The 4,812-nt window shown below is 59.1% G+C and carries 6 protein-coding genes; 2 read left to right on the top strand and 4 right to left on the bottom strand.

Translation table 11 applies throughout. From position 1 onward, the window contains the following. Nucleotides 1–37: 37 nt before the first annotated feature. Entirely contained in the window at nucleotides 38–1,054 is a 1,017-nt protein-coding gene (locus tag ACNPP0_RS03835; RefSeq protein ID WP_104141720.1) for a Bug family tripartite tricarboxylate transporter substrate binding protein, read from the bottom strand. Between the two features lie 214 nt (nucleotides 1,055–1,268). On the opposite strand from ACNPP0_RS03835, the gene ACNPP0_RS03830 reads away from it, so the two are divergent. Further along, nucleotides 1,269–1,787 carry a hypothetical protein gene (locus ACNPP0_RS03830; protein ID WP_448705049.1) on the top strand — a complete coding sequence of 173 codons (519 nt, stop codon included), beginning with the start codon at nucleotides 1,269–1,271 and terminating at the stop codon, nucleotides 1,785–1,787. Here ACNPP0_RS03830 and ACNPP0_RS03825 read toward each other — a convergent pair. After that, nucleotides 1,779–2,195 (bottom strand): VOC family protein, encoded by a 417-nt coding sequence (locus ACNPP0_RS03825; RefSeq protein ID WP_332609962.1) that lies wholly within the window; start codon nucleotides 2,193–2,195, stop codon nucleotides 1,779–1,781. The genes ACNPP0_RS03830 and ACNPP0_RS03825 overlap by 9 nt on opposite strands. Before the next feature lie 89 nt (nucleotides 2,196–2,284). Further along, complete coding sequence (locus tag ACNPP0_RS03820; protein ID WP_442880298.1) at nucleotides 2,285–2,869, bottom strand: nucleotidyltransferase family protein; 585 nt, start codon at nucleotides 2,867–2,869, stop codon at nucleotides 2,285–2,287. Between the two features lie 216 nt (nucleotides 2,870–3,085). On the opposite strand from ACNPP0_RS03820, the gene ACNPP0_RS03815 reads away from it, so the two are divergent. Beyond that, a complete protein-coding gene (locus ACNPP0_RS03815; protein WP_448705048.1) occupies nucleotides 3,086–3,736 on the top strand; it encodes an imm11 family protein in 651 nt (216 codons plus the stop codon). Nucleotides 3,737–4,042: 306 nt separating this feature from the next. Here ACNPP0_RS03815 and ACNPP0_RS03810 read toward each other — a convergent pair whose 3' ends face one another. Next, complete coding sequence (locus ACNPP0_RS03810) at nucleotides 4,043–4,783, bottom strand: amino acid ABC transporter ATP-binding protein (protein ID WP_046803291.1); 741 nt, start codon at nucleotides 4,781–4,783, stop codon at nucleotides 4,043–4,045. Between the last annotated feature and the right edge of the window lie 29 nt (nucleotides 4,784–4,812).

Raw genomic sequence — 4,812 nt, 5'->3', positions numbered from 1 at the left:
CCCCCCAAAACTGCCGTCGCGTTGAATCAACGATCCATCAATTCAAGCTCGCGCCAGAAATCTTCACGATTTCCTGGTACTTCGACTTCTCGCTCTTCACGAAGTCAGCAAAGGCTTCCGGCGTCATCGGCGCGGCTTCCGAACCCATCGTCAACAGGCGTTGCTTCACATCCGGCTGCTGCATCGCGTCGGCATACGCCTTGTTCAGCTTGGCCACCACCGGCGCGGGCGTGCCACCCGTCGTGAACACGCCAAACCACGTGCCCAGATCAAAGCCCTTCACGCCCGACTCTTCAACCGTCGGCACATCCGCCAGCAACGACGAACGCTTGGCCGTCGTCACCGCCAGCGCCTTCACCTTGCCGTCCTTGATCAACGGCGCCGACGCCGCCAGATTGTCGAACATGAAATCCGACTGACCCGACAACAGCGCCAACTGCGCGGGCGCCGCGCCCTGGTAAGGAATGTGTTCGACATTGATGCCGGCACGCGCCTTCAGCAGCTCGCCCGACAGGTGGCCCGCGCTGCCGTTGCCGCCCGAACCGTAGTTCAGCTTGCCCGGATTCTTCTTGGCGTAGTCGATCAGGTCGGCCAGGGTCTTGATCTTGTTCTTGTCGGCGAACTCAACGTTCATCACCAACACGTTCGGCACCGACGCCACGATCGTCACGGGCGCAAAATCCTTGACCGGGTCGTAGGGCAGGTTCGCGAACAACCACGGGTTGATCGCATGCGTGGCCACCGCGCCCATCACTAGCGTGTAGCCATCGGCGGGCGCCTTGGCCACCAGGTCGGCGCCAATGTTGCCACCCGCACCCGAGCGGTTTTCCACGATCACGGGCTGACCCAGCGAACCGCGCACCTTCTCGGCCAACATGCGGGCCATGGTGTCCAGCGGACCGCCAGGCGGGTACGGCACAACAAAGCGGATCGGCTTCGTCGGAAAATCAGTCGCCTGCGCCAGCGCGGGCGCACCAAACGGCAAGGTCGCGGCCAGCGCCACGGCGCCCTGCAACAAGGCACGGCGGACCGCGCTACGGGGGGTGTTCGTCATGATGTTTTTCTCCTCACTCCAGATCTATGGCGGTCAGTAGCATACCGCAGGGAGGAGATTGGCGTAACAAAGAGATACTGGGTGCGGATGCCCTAGTTTGGTCAACCTTGGGCGGGGAGATCGTGTTTTCTTTTGACCACGCGCGTCATAAACAAAGCGTTTAAACAAAGCGCCAGATTGCAATATCATCGATACCCCCTCCGAGGAAACCGACATGACATCGCAGCCACAACGCTTCCTGGATTATCTCGCCGCTCGTGGCTGGACGGTGCTGCGGACCACACCCACCTCGACGCCAGCGGCCGCCCCGTGCGACGCGCACGGCTATGGCGCTTTCCTGGCGACATTCACCGAATTGCACAACGCGGACCAGACACGCTGGTTCCTGAGCGCAGCCGATCATGACTGCACGGCGGACAGCGCCTTTGCCTGGCACACCCTGCGCGATATCAGCCTGGAGGCCGCGCTGGACGACGCCGGCCGGCAGGCGGTCCTGGACTTCTGGCAACAGCACACGCCGATCTACATGAGCGTTGCCGGCGCGTACGAATTCCTGGCGATAGAACGCGACTCGGGCCGCATCGTGCACGGCATCGAGCCGGAATTCGAGGACACGCGCGACGTTGCCCCGAATCTCGCGGCCCTGTTCGAAGACATGATTGCGGGCCGCGCCATGGCGGCGGCTACTTTGGCCGGCAGTTCAGTTGCCGCGCCAGATCAGCTTTCACTCTAACCACTGCGGATTCCAGACAATTTCCCAGAGATGTCCGTCGGGGTCCTGAAAGTACCCCGAGTAACCCCCCCAGAACGTTTCATGCGGTGGCTTGACGATCGTTGCCCCAGCCGCACCGGCCTGCGCCATGACAGTGTCCACTTCGAGCTTTGATGAGACATTGTGACCCAGCGTCATCTGGGTCGGATTGAACGGCACTGACGTCAATCCTGTGTCATGAGAAATGCTGCTCTGCGGCCAAAGCGCCAAGCGCACGCCGGACTGCAAATCCAAAAACGCAACGGCGCCGTGCTCGAATTCCCTGCCTACAATGCCGTCGCTGGAAAGGCCTAACCCATCCCGGTAGAAGCTCAACGACACGTCAAGATCTTCAACGCCCAGGGTGATAACGGTAACTCGTGGCTTCATGTTCGTGCCTCCGTCTGAATTGCGAGTTTATCGCGGCGGTTTCTAGGTGATGAGGGACGCCTTTCCGCCCACAGCGGTCCTACGTGCGATCAGGGTGTACAGATTGAAAGCCGAGGCCAACGGTGGCCAAATCGCTTGGAATGCACGCGATGCATAAACGTTGAGACGCTCGCCCGCCGAGGGTTGTGCCGAACTCGCAGTTCAAACAGGTCATTCAATCCGTACGGCGCTATGACCTTCAATGATTCATCATCGTCCAGGTAAATGCCAACGCAGGTGGCAAACTCTGGCCAAGTGGCCAGCCCATCGTCCAAAGACGTCAGGGGTGAAACCGCTTGGCCGAGCGCTTCTGCGAACCACTCATGCACTGTTGCCTGGTTTGTCACTTCCCAAGTTAGCGAGGGAAGGAGCAACTGCAACCGCTCTTGAAGTTCGGCATCCAGCGCTAGAGGCGCGTCGGCATCAAAGTATGCAACGTCCACGTCATCCAAGTTCGAGGGCTCCTGAAAGCCATGCAAACTATCCCAAACCAAAGATCTGATGGCCCCTGCACCAATGCACCAGGAGGGCAAACCAAGGCAGCGAACCGCCCGCAGCGCAGCCATCAGTTGCTCAGAGGATTCGACGAGATCGCATAGTTGCTGCTCATAGCCCGCTCGAACGTTCGTCATCATTTCGCCAGGAACCAGAATTTCGGGTTGCTTATATGTGGAAACAGCATATCCAGAATCGTCGGCCGACCGCTTCTGGCCGTACGTCGTCTTTTGGGAAACTACGCTCCCGCACACGATAGGCAGCACTTCGACGGAACTTGTGGCTGCGTTAAAGCCCCGTTAGCATCGGCGCACCTGCATTCCCGTTCTGCGCCTACATCCATGATGGAACCCACCGTGACCGAACCCACCGCCATTGAAGTGTCAGGCGAAGCCGCATCGCATAAGGGAAAATTTTTCCTGATCGACGCCAGCTTCTTGGGAAACGGCAGGGTTCCCGGCATAGAAATTGCCAACGAACAGACGCTGATCGATCCGGGGATGAATGTCGTCTCGCGTCCTAATGGAATGCCAGATCAGTATCCGGAGCGTCCGCACCTGGTTCATGTACCCGAGAAAGGCGGAATGCCACGCGATCTGGAAGAGCTCGCTGGCATATGGATTGTGTCGGAGCCGTTGAAGCAACTGTTTGAGCAATTGGACGCCGAGGCGTTTGCCTTTGTGGCATGCGACTTCAGCCTTGCTGACGGCAGCCTCGGTCCTCAGTACTACCTTGGCAATGTGCTGCGCAGACTCGATGCCCTGGATGAAGCCGCTTCGCGCGTGAGGATCAAGCTCGACCGCAATTATCAGACAGGCCAGGACGAGAAGCTCTATAGCCTCGTTGGCGGAGCCAGCTTGGTGATCAAACAGGATGTTGTGGGAGACGCCCATATCTTCCGCCAGGATCGCATGGGAGCACCGCCTATCTGCGACCGCGCGATGTTTGATGCATTGAGTGCGGCCAACTTCTCCGGCGTACGGCTGCGCGATGTAGCCGATATTTAGAGCTGACACGGGAGCGGAGGGTTATGGCCGCTGCGCGGCCACAAGTGGCCCTAAGCGGCCAGGTAAGCGGCCAGGCTCGGATGTCGGTGCGGTGACGCGCATGCTCGCTTTTCGCCGAAACCGCCCGCATATCGAAATGCCGCAGCGCTACACACTAAGCCCCCGAACGCATCGAACTTCCACCGACCCAACCCGCGCTTCATCAGCCCCCGCATACCGCCGCAATAATAAAAACACCCCAACAGTCGGACCAAAATCCGACTCTTGGGGCGCTTACCGCAAACGACTTTTCTAATCTTCAGCCGATCAATGCAAGATCTGGCTCAAGAACAGTTTGGTGCGTTCGTTCTGCGGATTATCGAAAAATTCATCCGGGTTGTTCTGTTCGATGATCTCGCCACGGTCCATGAAAATGACGCGGTTGGCGACCTTGCGGGCGAAGCCCATTTCGTGGGTTACGCAGATCATCGTCATGCCGCTTTCCTGGGCCAGCGACACCATTACGTCCAGCACTTCCTTGACCATTTCGGGGTCAAGCGCCGAAGTGGGCTCATCGAACAGCATGATCTTGGGGTTCATGCACAGCGAACGGGCGATGGCCACGCGCTGTTGTTGGCCGCCTGAGAGCTGGCCGGGGAATTTCTTGGCCTGTTCCGGAATGCGTACGCGTTCCAGGTATTTCATGGCCGTGGCCTCGGCTTCCGCGCGCGGCTTTTTCAGCACCCACATGGGGCCCAGCGTCAGATTTTCCAGCACGGTCAGGTGCGGGAACAAGTTGAAGTGCTGGAACACCATGCCGACGTCCTTGCGGATCGTCTCGATGTGCTTCAGGTCATTTGTCAGCTCCGTGCCGTCCACGATGATGTGGCCTTTCTGGTGCTCTTCCAGACGGTTGATGCAGCGGATCATCGTGGACTTGCCCGACCCCGAAGGGCCGCACACCACGATGCGCTCGCCTTGCGCCACGTCCAGATTGATATTGCGCAACACGTGGAACTGCCCGTACCACTTGTTCACGTCCTGCATACGAATAATGGCATCCGACATGCCTGTACTCCCGTAAATATCGCTGCGGG

Source organism: Achromobacter semiaridum, assembly GCF_053543755.1.
The sequence above is the reverse complement of the archived record's forward strand: the minus strand, read 5'-3'. Positions and strand labels throughout refer to the sequence as shown.

What these genes read in the sequence shown, in the direction of transcription:
- ACNPP0_RS03835 (WP_104141720.1), bottom strand. Translation starts at nt 1,054, where the DNA reads ATGACGAACACCCCCCGTAGCGCGGTCCGCCGTGCCTTGTTGCAGGGC.
- ACNPP0_RS03830 (WP_448705049.1), top strand. Translation starts at nt 1,269, where the DNA reads ATGACATCGCAGCCACAACGCTTCCTGGATTATCTCGCCGCTCGTGGC.
- ACNPP0_RS03825 (WP_332609962.1), bottom strand. Translation starts at nt 2,195, where the DNA reads ATGAAGCCACGAGTTACCGTTATCACCCTGGGCGTTGAAGATCTTGAC.
- ACNPP0_RS03820 (WP_442880298.1), bottom strand. Translation starts at nt 2,869, where the DNA reads ATGATGACGAACGTTCGAGCGGGCTATGAGCAGCAACTATGCGATCTC.
- ACNPP0_RS03810 (WP_046803291.1), bottom strand. Translation starts at nt 4,783, where the DNA reads ATGTCGGATGCCATTATTCGTATGCAGGACGTGAACAAGTGGTACGGG.